Origin of the sequence: Gynurincola endophyticus (assembly GCF_003991195.1) — a bacterium.
GTDB classification, from domain to species: Bacteria; Bacteroidota; Bacteroidia; order Chitinophagales; family Chitinophagaceae; genus Gynurincola; species Gynurincola endophyticus.
The window spans coordinates 115,046-130,003 of record NZ_RCWL01000001.1 but is presented as its reverse complement, the minus strand read 5'-3'; the positions used below and the strand labels follow the sequence as shown (position 1 = coordinate 130,003).

The 14,958-nt window shown below is 39.0% G+C and carries 14 protein-coding genes; 10 read left to right on the top strand and 4 right to left on the bottom strand.

The window, feature by feature from the left end; translation table 11 throughout:
- Positions 1-98 precede the first annotated feature (98 nt).
- From lptB to fabG, 3 genes are all read left to right on the top strand, one after another.
- Entirely contained in the window at positions 99-893 is a 795-nt protein-coding gene (gene lptB / locus D9O48_RS00565; RefSeq protein ID WP_126969525.1) for an LPS export ABC transporter ATP-binding protein, read from the top strand.
- A 49-nt stretch (positions 894-942) separates the two neighbouring features.
- Positions 943-2,469 carry a GH3 auxin-responsive promoter family protein gene (locus D9O48_RS00560; RefSeq protein ID WP_126969523.1) on the top strand — a complete coding sequence of 509 codons (1,527 nt, stop codon included), beginning with the start codon at positions 943-945 and terminating at the stop codon, positions 2,467-2,469.
- 67 nt (positions 2,470-2,536) lie between these two features.
- Entirely contained in the window at positions 2,537-3,292 is a 756-nt protein-coding gene (gene fabG, locus D9O48_RS00555) for a 3-oxoacyl-[acyl-carrier-protein] reductase (protein WP_126969521.1), read from the top strand.
- 77 nt (positions 3,293-3,369) lie between these two features.
- Here the strand turns inward: fabG and D9O48_RS00550 are convergent, their stop codons facing one another.
- Together D9O48_RS00550 and paaZ are read right to left on the bottom strand one after the other, a co-directional pair.
- Complete coding sequence (locus D9O48_RS00550) at positions 3,370-4,152, bottom strand: enoyl-CoA hydratase/isomerase family protein (protein ID WP_126969519.1); 783 nt, start codon at positions 4,150-4,152, stop codon at positions 3,370-3,372.
- An 11-nt stretch (positions 4,153-4,163) separates the two neighbouring features.
- On the bottom strand, positions 4,164-6,206 hold the full coding sequence (gene paaZ / locus D9O48_RS00545; RefSeq protein ID WP_126969517.1) for a phenylacetic acid degradation bifunctional protein PaaZ: 2,043 nt from the start codon (positions 6,204-6,206) through the stop codon (positions 4,164-4,166).
- 169 nt (positions 6,207-6,375) lie between these two features.
- Here paaZ and D9O48_RS00540 point away from each other — a divergent pair, with 169 nt between their 5' ends.
- Entirely contained in the window at positions 6,376-6,849 is a 474-nt protein-coding gene (locus tag D9O48_RS00540) for a hypothetical protein (RefSeq protein ID WP_126969515.1), read from the top strand.
- A gap of 132 nt (positions 6,850-6,981) precedes the next feature.
- Here the strand turns inward: D9O48_RS00540 and D9O48_RS00535 are convergent, their stop codons facing one another.
- Together D9O48_RS00535 and D9O48_RS00530 are read right to left on the bottom strand one after the other, a co-directional pair.
- Positions 6,982-7,440 (bottom strand): DinB family protein, encoded by a 459-nt coding sequence (locus D9O48_RS00535; RefSeq protein WP_126969513.1) that lies wholly within the window; start codon positions 7,438-7,440, stop codon positions 6,982-6,984.
- A gap of 306 nt (positions 7,441-7,746) precedes the next feature.
- Positions 7,747-8,316, bottom strand: coding sequence for an adenylate kinase (locus D9O48_RS00530; protein ID WP_126969511.1), 570 nt, complete (start codon positions 8,314-8,316; stop codon positions 7,747-7,749).
- A gap of 298 nt (positions 8,317-8,614) precedes the next feature.
- On the opposite strand from D9O48_RS00530, the gene msrB reads away from it, so the two are divergent.
- The 6 genes from msrB (at position 8,615) to cysS (ending at position 14,924) form a co-directional block, all read left to right on the top strand.
- Positions 8,615-9,055: a peptide-methionine (R)-S-oxide reductase MsrB gene (gene msrB / locus D9O48_RS00525; RefSeq protein WP_233589120.1), complete on the top strand. Its 441-nt coding sequence runs from the start codon at positions 8,615-8,617 to the stop codon at positions 9,053-9,055.
- A gap of 83 nt (positions 9,056-9,138) precedes the next feature.
- A complete protein-coding gene (rlmD, locus tag D9O48_RS00520) occupies positions 9,139-10,542 on the top strand; it encodes a 23S rRNA (uracil(1939)-C(5))-methyltransferase RlmD (protein WP_126969507.1) in 1,404 nt (467 codons plus the stop codon).
- Between the two features lie 23 nt (positions 10,543-10,565).
- On the top strand, positions 10,566-11,267 hold the full coding sequence (locus tag D9O48_RS00515; protein ID WP_126969505.1) for a rhomboid family intramembrane serine protease: 702 nt from the start codon (positions 10,566-10,568) through the stop codon (positions 11,265-11,267).
- Between the two features lie 62 nt (positions 11,268-11,329).
- Entirely contained in the window at positions 11,330-12,247 is a 918-nt protein-coding gene (locus tag D9O48_RS00510) for a rhomboid family intramembrane serine protease (protein WP_126969503.1), read from the top strand.
- 8 nt (positions 12,248-12,255) lie between these two features.
- Positions 12,256-13,383 (top strand): endonuclease/exonuclease/phosphatase family protein, encoded by a 1,128-nt coding sequence (locus D9O48_RS00505; protein ID WP_126969501.1) that lies wholly within the window; start codon positions 12,256-12,258, stop codon positions 13,381-13,383.
- A gap of 53 nt (positions 13,384-13,436) precedes the next feature.
- The gene (gene cysS, locus D9O48_RS00500; protein ID WP_126969499.1) at positions 13,437-14,924 is read left to right on the top strand and encodes a cysteine--tRNA ligase; all 1,488 of its coding nucleotides are present in this window, start codon (positions 13,437-13,439) and stop codon (positions 14,922-14,924) included.
- Positions 14,925-14,958: the final 34 nt, after the last annotated feature.

The following is a 14,958-nucleotide window of genomic DNA, read 5'->3' as shown; positions in this document are numbered from 1 at the left end:
AATTGCCTGCAAACTTACGCAGTTTATGTCTGTTAAATTACAAAAATGGAAAGAATATATCGATATGAAGCCATATTTTTGTAGTAAACACATTCAAATTGGCAAGTGAAATTAATACCGAACAATTGGTAAAAACCTATGGCAGCAGAACTGTAGTAAAGGAAGTGTCGTTTAGTGTTAAACAAGGAGAGATTGTAGGTTTGTTAGGACCGAACGGAGCAGGTAAGACCACCTCCTTCTATATGGTTGTGGGTTTGATTAAACCGGATAAAGGCACTGTATACCTCGATAAAGAAGATATCACCAAGCTCCCTATGTATAAAAGAGCTCAGTCTGGCATCGGTTATCTTCCACAGGAAGCTTCTGTTTTCAGAAAGTTAAGCGTTGAAGATAATATCAGAGCTGTGCTGGAAATGACCGACTTGACCAAAGAACAACAAAGATTCAAGCTGGAAGAACTTTTGGATGAATTCAGACTTCATCACGTTCGCAAAAACAACGGCGACTCTCTGAGCGGCGGAGAAAGAAGAAGAACCGAAATTGCACGCGCTTTAGCGGTAAGTCCTAAATTTATTCTGCTCGATGAGCCTTTTGCCGGTGTTGACCCGATTGCCGTAGAAGATATTCAGGCTGTTGTAGCCCGTTTGAAATATAAAAACATCGGTATCCTGATCACCGATCACAACGTAAATGAAACACTCTCTATTTGTGATCGTGCTTATCTGTTGATTGATGGTAAGATATTCAAACACGGAACCGCTGATGAACTCGCCTCTGATGAACAGGTAAGAAGATTGTATCTGGGTAGAAACTTTGAATTAAAACGTAAAGACTACTTACACGAAGAAGCTTTAAGAGGTTTAAAAACTGAAGATCAGTCAAATCCTATATAAGACCACTCAACCTTATCGCACGATTATTATTGATTAAAAAATTTGCCTAGTGAAGTTCTTATCACCAGCCATTTCGTCGCTAGCGAGATTACGCTTATGGCGCATTGATGCCTGGATTCAACATCCGGCCGATGCCCAAAGAGAGGTTTTGCAAGACCTTGTTACTGCTGGTCAATATACAGAGTTTGGAAAAAAATATGGATTCTCCCAGCTTTTCCATATCAAAGATTTTAAACAACGTGTACCCATTCATGATTATGAGGACCTCAAACCTTATATCGAAAGAATCATGAGTGGAGAACAAAACATACTCTGGAATACGCCGATTAACTGGTTCGCTAAAAGCAGCGGTACTACCAGCGATAAAAGCAAGTTTATTCCGGTATCAGATGAAGCGCTGGCAGACGGCCATTACAAAGCGTCTAAAGATGTACTCACACTGTATTACAATTTCAACGCCGAATCAAACCTGCTAATTGGTAAAGGATTAGTATTGGGCGGGTCTCATAATATCAATCCAGTAAATGAAGAAGCACAATACGGTGACCTGAGTGCAGTACTGTTACAAAACTCTCCGTTTTACGGACATTGGTTACGTACCCCCGATCTCAGTATTGCCCTGATGGATGAATGGGAAAGCAAAATTGAAATGCTGGCGCAAAGCACCATCAAAGAAAATGTTACCTCACTGTCTGGTGTTCCTACCTGGACGCTGGTATTGCTTAAACGGATTCTTGAAATTACCGGCAAATCTACCATTGCAGAAGTATGGCCTAACCTGGAACTTTATATGCATGGCGGTGTATCCTTTACACCTTATCGCGATCAGTTTAAAAGAATTATCGGTAAAAAAATTCACTACCTGGAAATGTATAACGCCAGTGAAGGATTTTTTGCGGCACAGAATAATCCTGATGAAGACGGTATGTTGTTATTAGTAGACCATGGCATCTTTTATGAATTTATGCCGATGGAAGAGTTCGGAAAAGAAAACCCCAGAACCATCGGATTAAAAGAAGTTGAACTGGATAAAAACTATGCGCTCATTATTACCACCAATGCGGGTTTATGGCGCTACCTCATTGGAGACACGATCAAGTTTGTATCGTTAAATCCTTTCAAAATTAAAGTAAGCGGCAGGGTTAAACATTATATCAATGCATTTGGTGAAGAAGTTATTGTAGACAATACCGATAAAGCAATAGCGGAAGCCTGCCTTGCCACAGATGCAATTGTAAACGATTATTCGGCTGCTCCGATCTATTTTACTGAAGATGGTAACGGTAGTCACGAGTGGTTGATTGAGTTTGAAAAAGCACCTGTAGATTTTAATCGCTTTATAGAAATATTAGACCAGACACTGCAATCTGTTAATAGCGACTACGAAGCAAAAAGACATAAAAACATAGCACTACGTTTACCCAAAGTGCATGCCTTTAATCCGGGTATGTTTGCTCAATGGTTAAAAGAAAGAGGGAAGTTGGGCGGCCAGCATAAAGTACCAAGATTAAGTAACGATCGAAAATATATCGAGGAAATGTTACCGATAGCAGGCCCATTCAAAATTAACTTCTAGAAAATGCCGAATAAACTTGTATAAATTCAGGCGATTCGATATTTTCGACCCTTAATATAGTTACAATATGAAATTATTAGAAGGTAAAGTTGCCATCGTTACTGGTGCAGCACGCGGAATTGGAGAGTCTATTGCCAAACGTCTTGCTGAACAAGGTGCTAATGTAGCATTTACATTCGTAAGTGATAGTAGTGCAGAAAAAGCTCAGAAATTAGAAGCCACCTTACAATCATATGGTGTTCAGGCTAAAGCTTATCAAAGTAATGCCGGCGATTTTGCCGCTTCGGAAGCTTTTGTTACCGATGTAGTAAAAAATTTCGGAACAGTCGATATCTGCGTAAACAACGCTGGAATATCTAAAGATAATCTCCTGCTTCGCTTAACACCCGAACAGTGGGATGATGTAATGGATATCAATCTGAAATCTGTTTTTAATATGACCAAACAAGTTATTCGCCCTATGATGAAAGCGAAGAAAGGTTCTATTATCAACATGAGTTCAATTATAGGTGTTAGAGGAAATGCCGGTCAGTCTTCTTACGCTGCTTCTAAAGCAGGAATTATCGGATTTACCAAGTCTGTAGCACATGAATTAGGAAGCAGAAACATTCGCTGTAATGCAATTGCTCCGGGTTTCATCGAAACAGACATGACCCACTATTTACAAGATGGTGACGCCGGAAAAGCTTTCATGGAAAAAATTCCTTTAGGAAGATTCGGTAAAGCAGAAGAAGTTGCAGATGCTACTTTGTTCCTTGCATCAGATTTAAGTTCTTATATTACCGGCCAGGTAATTTCTACCTGCGGCGGCCTGAATATTTAATTAAGAATGAAGAGGTAAGAATTAAGAGTTTAGAATACGATTCATGAATTCTAAACTCTTAATTCTCCATTTTCAATTTATTTTACTGACTGTTTCTCTTTAAAAGCCTGTATTGCTTTTTTACTATGTGGAGTTAAAATAAGCCTTCCTGAAATTTTCGCACGATCATAAAGCAACGTACTCCAGTGATCAGTTCCTTCCCACAATACTTTTTTTAATTCTTTCATGGCTTCCACACTGCTGCTCGACAAATGATTGACCATTCCCTCAATAGAAGCATCCATATTTTCAATAGAAGGGTGTAATTCAGCATATAACCCTTTTCTTCTCGCCCAATCAGCATTTCTCCAATGAAAAGCATCTATCGCCAACTGACTGAATGAACTCTTTCCGATTTTTCTTTCAACTGCGGGTCCAACTACAAAAGGCCCGATACCCACGGCCAGTTCGCTTAATTTAATATCTGCCCCTTCTGCAGCAATAGCATAATCGGCTGCAGCTGCAATACCAACACCACCACCTACACATTTACCTTGTACACGTACAATGATAAACTTAGCACAACGGCGCATTGCATTTATTACATTTGCAAAACCGCTAAAGAATTCAATTGCATCTTTTTCATTATCGATTTGTGACAGTTCATCAAATGACGCACCTGCACAAAATGTTTTATCGCCTACCGACTTTAATACAATCACTTTTGTTTCGGGTTCATTACCTACACCACTAATTGTATTTGCGAGTTCAGCTAAAATTTTAGATGGTAAAGAATTTTGCTGGGGATGATAAAACTCTATAATCGTAACGCCATTGTTTGTTTCTGACCGAACAAATCCATCTTTAATTTCTTGTAACATAAGAATAATTTTTATTTCATTTTTACCATGGTTAAAATGGTAGCTACCGCCACTAATTCATTTTGCTGATCCAACACTTCCACATACCATTTAACAATACCTTTAGGAATATCTTCTTCTGATTTTGTTTCTTGTTTTATTTTCTGTTTACAGATTAATCTTACTCCAATTGTTGTACCAGCATAAACCGGTTTTAAAAATCTACACTCTTCTAATCCATAGTTCAATAATACAGGCCCTTTTGCCGGATCAACAAACAATCCTGCTGCTGCACTGAGAATAAAATAACCGTGCGCAACCGGTTTTTCAAATATTGTTCCTTCAAGAGAAGTATGGTCTGTATGGGCATAAAAGTGATCCCAGCTAACATTGGCAAAGTTCACGATGTCAGCATCGGTGACCGTACGTTTATGTGTCACCCATTCTTCACCGATTACCAGCTCATCAAAATATTTCCTGAAAGGATGTTTACCATCACTGATTGTTTCTGCATTGGGTTGATACTGATTAATCAACCTGGTGAGTGAGGTCGGAGATCCCTGAACGGCTACTCTCTGCATATAATGTTTTACCCCGCGAACACCGCCCATTTCTTCTCCGCCACCTGCTCTTCCCGGACCACCGTGAATGAGCAATGGCAATGGCGAACCATGACCTGTACTTTCCTTTGCCGAAGTTCTGTTCAAAATCAAAATCCTGCCATGGTGTGTGGCTGCTCCTAATACAAACTGGCGTGCCAAGCGGTCATCAGCCGTTACTATTGTTGACACCAGCGATCCCTTTCCTAACTTGGTCAGGTGAATAGCTTCGTCAAGATGATGATACGGCATAATCGTACTGACTGGTCCGAACGCTTCCACTTCATGTACTAAAACGCTGCTGAACGGATTTTCATTGTACAATAAAACCGGTGATACAAACGCTCCGGTTTCGGCATCTGCATCCAGCACATCCACCTCATCCAGCGATCCGAAAATTATACTTGACTCGGCTGTTAATTTAGATAATTGCGCTTTAAGCTCCTTTTTCTGGTCCTGACCTGCAAGGCTGCCCATTCTCACTTTTTCATTAGCAGGATTACCGATTACCAGTCCGGTTAATGCCGCTTTTAATGCTTCAACAACAGCATTCACTTTATCATGAGGAATAAAAATTCTACGGATAGCCGTACATTTCTGACCGGCTTTTATAGTTAATTCTCTTCTTACTTCTTTAATAAAAATATCCCATTCTGGGTCGGAAGGAGCTACATCATTTCCTAATACGATGGCATTTAACGAGTCTGCCTCCATGTTGAACGGAATGTTTTCGCCCAGAATCCTCGGATGTGCTTTTAACATGGCGCCAGTTTGTGCTGACCCGGTAAAAGTAACCACGTCCTGATAAGAAAGGTGATTTAATAAATCACCGGCACTACCGGTAATCAACTGCAAAGCTCCTTCGGGAAGTATCTTCGAATCTATAATAATTTTAACAGCCAGTTCTGTTAAATAAGAAGTTACTGTTGCCGGTTTCACAATTGCCGGAACGCCGGCCAGCAGATTAACCGCTATTTTTTCAAGCATCCCCCAAACAGGAAAGTTGAATGCATTAATATGTACTGCCACACCTTCTTTCGGCACCAGGATGTGCTGCGCCATAAAAAAACCTTGTTTTCCTAAAGGAACAGCATCCCCGTCAGTACAAAAATATTCATCCGGAAATTGACGGCGTAGCGACGCATACGAAAAAAGATTACCAATTCCTCCCTCAATATCTATCCAGCTATCGGCTTTGGTAGCACCCGACTGATAACTGCATTTATATAACTCTGGCAAATGATTTCTTAAGTGTAAAGCCAGTGCACGCAGCATTAATCCGCGCTCATGAAAAGTCATTTTCGATAGCGCAGTACCCCCATGTTTTCTGGCATACTCAACAATATTCTTAAAATCCAGTCCTTTCGTAGATGCCTGTCCGATAGGTTCACCTGTAACGGCATTATAAAGTACCTGAGCTGAAGAAAGATCTCCTATCTGCCAACTTCCACAAACATAACTTTGTACTAATTTCATATAAACAATGGTTTGAATCGTTGTCTCTAAAGTAGTAAATCTTAATCACATTTTATGACCCGTAAATAGCTTTAAGCATTATGATTCAATGAAATAATGTTAAAATTGCAGTAAACATAATTTTAATCAACAGAACAATATCTAAATTTGTAATTCTAAAATAAAAGCAATGAAAAAATTAATTTTATTGTCTTCCGTATGTTTCATTTTCTGGGCATGTGGAAATAATGAAGACCCGAAAAGTAAGGCTTATGACCAGTCGAACCTGAGTGCCGACGAACAACTATATAAAGAAGTGATTGAAGGTCATGATGTTGGAATGGCTAAAATCAACACGATCAATAAAACCAAGGCACAGTTAGTGAGAATGCTGGATAGTATTGAAAGCAACAAGGTTAAAATCAGTGCAGAAATGAAGGCCGGTATGAACAAAGCCATCACAGACCTGGATGAGGCTAACAAAGCGATGTTCAAATGGATGGAAGAATTCAAGGTGGATTCTGCTGCGGATGATGTTAAAAAACGTATTGCTTATTTAACCAGCGAAAAAGTATCGGTTACAATTGTAAAAGATAAAATTCTGAATGGATTGGCATATGCAGATTCAGTAACTGCAGAATTTTTAAGCAAGAAACTCGACTAAAATATAACTCACTGATTTAGTACAAGTTATAAATTTTGAATAGTGGTTATTTTTTAGTATCTTAATAGAATACACTTGTTGTACTGAAATAGTACGGGCTGTTCGGATAAAACCTGAACAGCCCGTATTATTTTATGAAATGAGTCCGAATTGACGTAAATGATGAGAACAATGTTTCACTAAAAGCTGCAACTGATCCTGATAATTTAACTCGCCGAATACGGGGTTAGGCAATATCAGGTCTGGCTGGTTGGTATACGCTTCAAAGAAATCGTTTACTTCTATCTGTAATGCCTCCACTGCCTGTTGAATAGTTTGAAATCGTAAAGGCAAAGGCAGTTCCGGTAATAAAGGATTTTTAGTATTCTCTTTAAAAGGGATATCGCTTTGTAAAAATTTATAATTACGTTCAATAATCTCCGGTGGCAAAGTTGATTTAATAACCAGCTTACCATTTGCCATTTTAAATACATCTATCAGGTGCTCAACCATATGTTGGCCGGTCATCTTCCCCCACTTACCATGTTCGTTAGGCGCAACATGCTTTAAATGGAAAATCAATTCTTTCTTTAAAAATTCAATTTTATCCATTGCTAAAAAATTACTTTATACAAGTTAACCAATTTAAACCAATTTGGTTTAAGAAATCAGCAGTGCGCTGTTATTGAACTATTATATTTTACAGAGGGTTTACTTTTTCCGGTAACGGCACCAATTATTGATTAACCGGTTTGGTAAAACACATAAAAGAGATAGCAATAAATTCACGAATAGCCAATGATCTGATTTGAATCAGTGTTAGATGAGTACGGAGAGATGAACGTAAAAACTTTAATAACAAAATTAAAATCTGTGGCTGCAGTTAAAAAAAGCTGCTCGTGAAGAGCAGCCTTTCTTTTATAATTTGATGTGTTGTGTAAGGCTACCGAAAATTTCATCGATACTTCCTACACCTTTCACTTTAACTACTTTATTAGATTTTGCATAATGATCTGCAACCGGAGCTGTTTTAGTTTCATATTCAACAATTCTGGCTCTTATTACAGATTCATTGGTATCATCACTTCTTCCTGAAGTTTTACCTCTGTTCAGCAAACGGGAAACCAGCTCTTCTTCATCTACAATAAGCGCTAAAACTATATTGATTTCGTTTTGTTTTTCTGCTAAAAGATTATCTAATGCTTCTGCTTGTGCAACAGTACGCGGAAAACCGTCGAATAAAAAGCCTTTGGCTTCCGGCTTAGCATTAATCATTGAGCGAATCATACCAATCACCACTTCATCAGGTACCAACTGCCCTTGATCCATATAAGATTTCGCCGCTAAACCTAAGGTTGTTTCATTTGCTATTTCCTCTCTTAATAAATTACCAGTAGAAAGATGGATCAAACCATACTTTTCGATTAATTTTTCCGATTGTGTACCTTTTCCACTGCCTGGAGGACCAAATAATATCAAGTTGAACATCTTCGTTGTTTACGATGGTGAGTGTACAAATATAAAGTAATCAGATTAAAAATCGTTTAATAATACAATAGCTTTTCTAAAAAAGTACACAAAAAAGCCCAATTTGATTGAAAAAAAGTACTATTCGATTGAATTTGCTGTTAAATTTTCAAAGTTTTTTCAACATATCATTTATTTTTTTTGTTAGATATTTATAATTGCGATTATGTTTAAAACATTCGTTTCATATTTGCTGATTTTATCATTCGCAGCCGCAATAAGCAGCTGTGAATCAACTAGTAAGACAAAAAACTTAACTATGAATACTGATCAAAACCAGAATCCATACTTTTCTTTGGATGATACCGGCCGTTTGCAGGTTAGTGAGTCAGATTGGAGAAAGGTTTTATCGCCCGAAGTGTACCACATTGCCCGTGAAAAGGGAACAGAACGCCCGTGGACGAGTCCTTTTGAAGAATCTAAAGAAATCGGAACCTACCATTGCAAAGCCTGCGGTAATGCTTTATTCCAGAGCGATACAAAATTTGAAAGCGGCTGCGGATGGCCCAGCTTTTACAAGCCCATTTCAAAAACTTCTATTATTTATACCCCCGATCATTCTCACGGAATGGAACGGACCGAGGTAAGCTGCGGCCGGTGTAAAGCCCATTTAGGCCACGTATTTGAAGACGGCCCGCCGCCAACCGGTTTGAGATATTGTATTAATGGTGTAATTTTACATTTCGATAAGAAAAAATAAAAATTTTAATCTCAATACATCAGGGCTATCACATAGCCCTGTTTTATTATAATTAGGCCTTAGAATAACATTATCTTTGCAGTATGAGAAATAAAAACGTAGTAGTTCCAGGTTTGTTAGTGGAAGACTATGCAGCAGAAGGGATGGCAATTAATAAATCAACGGGTAAAGTGATTTTTATTGCAGGAGCAGTTCCCGGTGACGTGGTAGATGTTCGGTTATCAAAAAGCAAAAAAGACTGGGCTGAAGGTAAAGCCGTTCATTTTCACTCTTACTCCGATGACCGGGTAGATTCTTTTTGTCAACATTTCGGCGTTTGTGGCGGATGCAAATGGCAGATGTTACCTTACGAAAAACAATTACAATATAAACAACAGGAAACTGAGCAAAATCTAAAACGGATCGGGAAGATCAACCTCCCGCCTTTTCAACCCATTTTAGGCTGTGAAGAAACTTCTCATTATAGAAATAAGCTTGAATTTACATTCAGCAATAAAAGATATTTACTACCTGAAGAAATTCAGCGCGCAGAAAACATCGAGCAGGAAAATGCATTGGGTTTTCACGTACCCAGGTTATTTGATAAAGTTATTGATATTGAAACCTGCCACCTGATGCAGGAGCCTGTTAATAAAATCAAAAACACCATTCGTTCATTTGCCAAAGAAAACAATTATTCTTTCTATGATATCCGTGAACACCACGGATGGTTACGTACTTTAATTATCCGGATCGTCAGTACGGAAGAAATTATGGTGAACGTTTGCTTCGGCCATGAAAACAAAGAGCAGCGGGAAGCACTTTTCACGCACCTGATGAAAGAAGTACCGCAGATCACTACGCTGCTGTACACGATAAACCCGAAGAAAAACGATACCATCTATGACCTGGAGCCGGTTGCCTGGCATGGGCCCGGTTATATTATTGAAAAACTGGAGGGATTGTCTTTTAAAATCGGACCGAAATCGTTTTTCCAGACCAATAGCAAACAGGCAGAAAAGCTTTACCAGGTAACCCGTGAATTTGCCGAACTCACCGGAAACGAAATTGTTTATGACCTATATTGCGGAACCGGTAGTATTGGTTTGTTTGTAAGCGAAAAAGCAAAAAAAATCATTGGTGTTGAAGTAGTAAAAGAGGCCATCGACGATGCAAAACTCAATGCTCAACTCAATAAAATTGAACATGCCAGTTTTTTTGCCGGTGACGTTATTGATATTTGCGACGACCAGTTCTTTAAAAAACACGGTCAGCCGGATGTTATCATCACAGACCCTCCACGTGCCGGAATGCACGATAAACTGGTGCAGAAAATATTAGACATGGAAGCCCCGACTGTTGTGTATGTAAGTTGTAACCCGGCTACCCAGGCACGTGACCTGCAAAAACTGGATGCAAAATATGAAGTGACTAAAGTGCGGCCGGTAGATATGTTTCCGCACACCCACCACATTGAAAATGTGGTACAACTAAAACTTAGAAAATAATTACTGATAACTTATTTATTGATATGAATACTTTTCGTCCCAATAGTTTTCAACTGATTCCGTCGGTAGTAAAAAACCTGATAATTATTAATGTGCTGGTGTTTATTGCTCAACTGACCTTCGATGAAACAAACGGCATGAGTAATTTCTTTGCCCTTCATGACGTAAGATCTTATTTCTTTAAGCCGCATCAGATTGTTACCCACTTATTCATGCATGGAGGCTTTGCTCACTTGTTTTTTAACATGTTCGCACTGTGGATGTTCGGAGCAGCACTGGAAAACTATTTTGGTGCTAAAAAGTTTCTTATTTTTTATATGGTGAGTGGTATCGGAGCAGCATTGTTACACCTCGGAACTCTTTATGTGGAGCTAAGTCCGGCTTATGAGGAATTGTCCCGCCTTTCGACTGATGCCGCCGCCCAATATATTTACAATCCCCGGATGAATATCAATGTGGCCACTGTTGGGGCTTCCGGTGCTGTTTTCGGCTGTCTGGCAGCTTTTGGCTTCCTTTTCCCTAATAGCTTAATTTATATTTACTTCTTTATACCGTTGAAAGCCAAATGGTTTGTAATAATATATGCTGCTGCAGAACTTTACATGGGCATTCAGAACAATCCCGGCGATAATGTAGCGCACTTTGCCCACCTCGGTGGAGCCGTTTTCGGCTTTCTTTTCGCCTATTTCTGGAAGAAACGACGTTTTGACAACAGGTGGAATTAAAATCAACTAAAAACAGCTTTAAGTTGTTGTAAAAAAGTAATATCAGAAGAATAAAAAACATAATGGCCAACCCATCAACATATAATAAATCGCAAAAGCTTACTTTAGGAGATGACCGCAACTCAATGATTAAATTAGTGGGTGCTCTCCTGATGATTTATTTTCTATTTAAGTTTTTAATGGTCGGTTATTTTCTGAGTGGAAAATCAGAATCCCGCTATTTTAACGAAATCGCATCCTATCTGTTCTTATCGAGCAACAACGAAACGGTTTTCAATCAACCATGGAGCTTGCTGACTTACTCGTGGCTACACGATCAGGACTTATTGTTTTTTGGTAATATGCTATGGTTGGCTGCATTCGGATATGTTACTCAGGACGTAGGTAAACGCAGCAGTTTACTACCGAATTATATTATCAGCAGTTTTGTAGCTGGTCTTATCTTCATTGTTGCAAATTTCTTCTTTGCACCTGAAAAAGCTTATTACCTGAATGGCAGCTCTCCCGCAATTCTGGCGATTGCTGCAACAATTTGTGTATGCAGCTTTAATTACAGAATCTTTCCACGTATTAACGGAGGTATTCCTTTATGGATTTTAGGCATCATCTTAGTGATTATTAAAACGGTGCAGGTGGTAGCACTGCCTGTTAGTGTACAAATCACTTATGCAGGTGCTGTATTATGGGGAGTGTTTTACGGAACAAAACTGAAACAGGGTAAAGATCCGGGTGCATTTCTGAATAAACTCTTTTTCAAGCTGAACAACCTTTTTAATCCTGATAAAAAAGAAACAAAAGAACCACCCAGCAGGGAATACTTTTATATGGTGGACGATAAACCTCCATTCCAAAAACATCAGAACCTGACACAAAAAAGAATTGACGAAATTCTTGATAAAATAAATCAACAGGGTTATCGTCACCTTACAGACGAAGAAAAAAAGCTCCTGAAAAGAGCTGCAGACGATGAAGATATTTAACAGGAATTATGCTAATTAGAAAAATTACGAAAAAGGTTCTTATCATCAGCAACATATCTGTTGCTGTACTTTTTCTATTAGCGCTTACGAACTCATTTATTCCGCCATACAACTGGTGGCCGATTGCTATGTTGGGAATAGCATTTCCGATATTCCTCATCCTGCAATTGTTGTTTCTTATTTTATGGGTCAGTTATCGTTCGAAGTGGTTCATTCTGCCCTTGTTTTCTCTTATGCTCGGTTACCAGCACATTGCCGCTTTAATCGCTTTCAACTTACCTCCAAACAAAGAAGTTGTTCGTACAGACAGTAATACTGTTTCTGTTCTTAGCTGGAATGTACGCTGGTTCGATAAACAAAAAAGAAACGATCGTGATGAAGTAAAAGATTATCGTGAAAGTATGTTGGCACTCATTAAAGAAATTGATGCCGACGTTTTATGCTTTCAGGAGTTTCTCGAACAACCGAAAGACATTGAACATTCGAATGTGGAAGCGCTGAAAAAAATCGGCTACAAATATTATCACCGGGTAATAGATTATGGCTCTACTGAAAGAAACACAGAGGTCGGAGTAGCCATTTTCTCCAAATATCCGTTTTTCAATACTACACGTTTAAGATATCCCGGCACCGTAAAAGAAAGAGCCGCTGAAAGCCTGATCAGTGTTGACCTGGTAAAGAAAAAAGATACCATCCGCATATTTAATACCCATTTGCAATCTATTCTGCTAAACAATGAAGATTATGAAAATCTGCAGAAAATGATGTCGGCAAATGAATCGGTCATCAATAACTCTATGCCGATATTCCGGAAGCTCAGAACCGGTTACAAGTTTAGAAGCCAGCAGGCAGAAATTGTTAGTGAAACCTTGAATGCATCTGATTATCCTGCCATCGTTTGCGGCGACTTTAACGACGTGCCTAATTCTTATACTTATTTTAAGATCAAAGGTGAACATAAAGACGCTTTTGTGGAAAAAGGTACTTTTATCGGAAGAACCTACCGCGAACTGGGCATTACTTTGCGAATCGATTACTTAATTTGTGACCCGGCGTTCGAGGTACTGGCTTATGAAAGATTCAGAGTGCCATACTCTGATCACTATCCTATCAAAGCGGTTTTTAAAATACCGTAAACGGGGATTTCTTTATCTTTATCGCAATTAAAGCAACTATACAAACCTATTATATGAGCGAACTGAAAGTAGTTAATTCTTATTCACGACAAAAAGAGGTCTTCACCGCTTTAACACCCGGGCATGTAGGGATGTATGTTTGTGGCCCGACCGTTAGCGGCGAATCACATTTAGGACACGCCCGCCCATTCATTACTTTCGATGTTGTTTACCGTTACCTTTTACACCTGGGATACAAAGTTCGCTACGTAAGAAATATCACGGATGCCGGACACTTTGAAGAAGAAGGCCGTGAAGCAGTAGATAAAATTGCCGACAAAGCAGTGCTGGAAAAACTCGAACCAATGGAGCTGGTACAAAAATATACCAACCTCTTTCATTGGGCAATGAAAGAATTCAATAATCTTGAACCCAGCATTGAACCTACAGCAACAGGGCATATCGTAGAACAAATTGAAATGATTAAAAAAATCATTGAAGCAGGTTATGCCTACGAAAAGAACGGATCAGTTTACTTCAACGTAAAAAAATATGCTGAAAATTATCCATATGGAAAATTAAGCGGCAGAGTCATTGACGATTTACTCGAAACCACCAGAGATCTTTCCGGTCAGGACGAAAAACTCAATAAACAAGATTTTGCACTATGGAAAGCTGCACCTCCGCAACATATCATGCGCTGGAACAGTCCCTGGGGCGAAGGTTTCCCCGGATGGCATATCGAGTGCTCTGCGATGAGTACCAAATATCTTGGAAAAGAATTTGATATTCACGGAGGAGGCATGGACCTGCAATTCCCTCACCATGAAAGTGAAATTGCCCAAAGCACAATCTGTAATCATCATACCCCAGCACGTTATTGGTTACACAACAACATGATTACCATTAACGGCAAAAAGATGGGCAAGAGTTATAATAATGTTATTAAACTGACTGAGCTGTTTAGTGGAAATCATGAAATTCTGGAACAGGCATATTCTCCTATGACAGTTAGATTCTTCATTCTACAGACGCACTACAGGAGTACACTTGATTTCAGCAATGAAGCCTTACAGGCGGCAGAAAAAGGGTTTAAACGTATCTGGGAAAGCTACGACAATCTTAAAAAGCTGGAGGGCACCGCAGTAACCGCTGCAAACCCTGAGCTGGATGAGAAAGTAAACAAATTGCTGGCAGATATGGATAACAGTATGAACGACGATTTCAATACTGCACGTGTATTAGCGGATATGTTTGAACTGGTTCCGACTATTAACTCTATCAAGGATAAACATATTAATGCAAATGCATTATCAACAGCTACGATCGAAAAACTAAAAACATACTTTCACACTTATCTCGAAGAAGTACTTGGCCTGAGAAATGAAAAAGAACAAAACGATGATAAGTTAAAAGGCGTATTAGACTTATTGGTAGAAATCAGAAAAGAAGCCAGAAGCAAAAAAGACTACGCTACCAGCGACAAAATCAGAAATCAACTGGCAGGTATAGGCATTCAGATGAAAGACGAAAAAGACGGAACTGTTAGTTTTAGTTATTAGTCTTTATTATATAGCTGAACCCCTGTAACGAATT